This window comes from Rhodopseudomonas sp. B29 (genome assembly GCF_000333455.1).
Taxonomy (GTDB): domain Bacteria; phylum Pseudomonadota; class Alphaproteobacteria; order Rhizobiales; family Xanthobacteraceae; genus Rhodopseudomonas.
On sequence record NZ_BADD01000070.1, the window covers coordinates 1 to 2,294 of the forward strand.

The 2,294-nt window shown below is 64.0% G+C and carries 3 protein-coding genes; 1 reads left to right on the forward strand and 2 read right to left on the reverse strand.

Annotated features, from left to right (window positions below):
* On the reverse strand, positions 1-294 hold a 294-nt coding region (locus I5M_RS29055; RefSeq protein ID WP_040771528.1), incomplete at its 3' end, for a phosphoenolpyruvate carboxylase.
* Positions 295-398: 104 nt separating this feature from the next.
* Positions 399-1,238, reverse strand: a complete 840-nt coding sequence (locus I5M_RS02495) for a hypothetical protein (protein ID WP_031335114.1) — start codon at positions 1,236-1,238, stop codon at positions 399-401.
* 487 nt (positions 1,239-1,725) lie between these two features.
* Between I5M_RS02495 and I5M_RS02500 the strand changes: the two genes are divergently transcribed.
* Positions 1,726-2,253, forward strand: coding sequence for a hypothetical protein (locus tag I5M_RS02500; protein ID WP_148287811.1), 528 nt, complete (start codon positions 1,726-1,728; stop codon positions 2,251-2,253).
* Positions 2,254-2,294: the final 41 nt, after the last annotated feature.

Sequence of the window (2,294 nt, forward strand, 5' to 3'; positions counted from 1 at the left end):
GCTGAAGGCGCGGACGACGCGCACGGTGTCGCCGATCGACATTCCGTCCAGGATGGCTTCGAGCTCGCCGCGCGCCGTCTTGTCATCATCGCGGTGGAAGCGGATCGAGGTCTGGCGGATGGCTTCGACCAGGTCGAACACCGGCTCGCCCTCCTGCTCGCGCACGGTGTCGCCGAGGATGCGGCCGAGCAGCCGGATGTCGTTGCGCAGCCGCGCATCCTCTTCCAGCGCGGCCGAATCGTCGGGGCGATTGGGCAGCACGTCCGGTCCGGCGGGCACGATCATCGAGGCCATAAGCGATGCTCCAGGATCAGATGGTCATCCTGAAGTATCTTGTGCGCTGCACGCAAGACCAAGAAACGAGCGGACGCTGACGGCGCCCGCGCCAGTACGGTCCCTCAGCGTCCGCCGGAAATGCTGCGGACGTTGTCTGGCAGCGGCGGCTTGTCGGTCGCGTCGGCGTCCGTGGAGGCATCCTCGCCGAGCACCGAGATCGATTGGGTGACCTCGGACGGCGTTGCGGCGGGCGGTTTCGCCGAGGGCGGATCGACGGGATCGAAAAGCGGCTTCTGCACGACAGGCTCGGCGGCGGTCACCGGCGCCTGATAGAGCGGCGGCTCCGGCGTTGGCGTCAGCGGCGCCGTCGCCATGCCGGCGGGGCGTGCCGGCGGCTCGTAGAGCGGGTGCGACGGCGCCCTCGGCGCCCGCGATTTGGTCCAGAAGAACGGCACCAGTGCCGCCAGGATCAGGCCGACGACCAACACGATGAGCAGCGCCGATTGCTCCAGCAGCGCGATCGCCGGCACGCTGACGCCGAGAATGACGCCGACGATGGCGATCTTCCAGGCCCGAATGTGCAGCCCGGCGGTGAAGGTGCCGAGCGCCAGCAGGGTCAAAATGCCGAGCGCGCTCGCTACGCCACTGACCTGCCGGGTCACTTCCAGCGACATCAATTCCATCGCAGCCAGCACGGCGGCCCAGTGCAGCACCTGCGACAGCACCAGGAACATGTGCTGATCGTTGCTACGCGCCTCGCGCCAACGCAGGAAAATGCAGACGATGCCGATCAGCGGCGCCAGGATCACCCAATAGATGCTGGTCTGCGAGAAGCTCGTGTACGCGACGCCGAACAGCGACAGCATCAGAATCAGCAGATACGGCCATTCGCGCAGCAGAAAGCCGCCGAGGCCGGAATGCCATCGGGTCGACGACGGCCGGTCATAGTCGGAAACGGTCATGCTCCGGTGCTCCAGCTCGATTGATTGCTTTCCGCAGTCCGACCGGCCGAGGCGCATTTGGATCACACATCCGGCCTGCGAAGGTCGCTGCGCCACGTCAGCGTGCGCCAATGCCAACGATCCCGCAACCACCGTGGTTCCCACGCCGCGGTCACGGATCGGAAATTCGAGTTTTCGGTATCGAAATCCCTACCGGCCGGGGTCCTGTCGTCTGAGGTATGGAGGAAGTCAACGGTCCCCCCCTTCTGCGCCGCACGCGCCGGGCACCAACCAGCGACTCGCCGCCCCCGAGGCCCTGGGCAGCGCCACCCTGATTGAGGCTCTCATCTCCGCCTTCGAGGATCGGGGTCGAGATGGGAATCAGCAGAATTCGGCTGCTGCGACTTACGATGCCGGCGTCGACTAACGATGAGCCGCTCAGGAGCAGTGCACAAATAGCGCACACAGGTCACAAATAGGACGCCACAAACATCCTTTTGCACTTAGCATGACGTCCGGCTTCGCCTATCATTCGAAACTGATTTGGTTATTTCACGTGCGGGGCATGTCACCACTCACATCCGACGATGAACCACCCGCCAGCGTGGGGACGCGTTTGCGAAACCTCGATCTGTCGGGACGTATCGCCATTGCGATCTTCTCGGCAGTGATGATGGCCGTCGTCGCGGTGGGTTATCTCGGCTACCGGAAGATCGCCAGCATCGCGATCGAGCGCAATCTGGTGACGCTCGACTCCACTGCGAGAATTCACGCCAGCGGCCTGGCGCGGATCATCGAGAACACCACAGCCGATGTTCAGGGCGCCCGCTTCACGATCGGGCTCAGTGAACTTATCGCGCTCAGCCGCGCCCCGTCGCAGACGATCGGTGGCGGTCAGACGCTGGCGCAATGGAAGCAGCGCATCGGAGCACGACTCGCATCCGAACTGCGTGCGAAGCCGCACTTTCTGAAGTACCGCCTGATCAAGCCGCACAGTTACCGACCGTTGATACAAGCCACGACTGGAAATTATTGAGCCATAGAGGGAGCTGACGATGGATTTGGGACTGAAGGGAG

What these genes read in the sequence shown, in the direction of transcription:
- I5M_RS02495 (WP_031335114.1), bottom strand. Translation starts at nt 1,238, where the DNA reads ATGACCGTTTCCGACTATGACCGGCCGTCGTCGACCCGATGGCATTCC.
- I5M_RS02500 (WP_148287811.1), top strand. Translation starts at nt 1,726, where the DNA reads ATGACGTCCGGCTTCGCCTATCATTCGAAACTGATTTGGTTATTTCAC.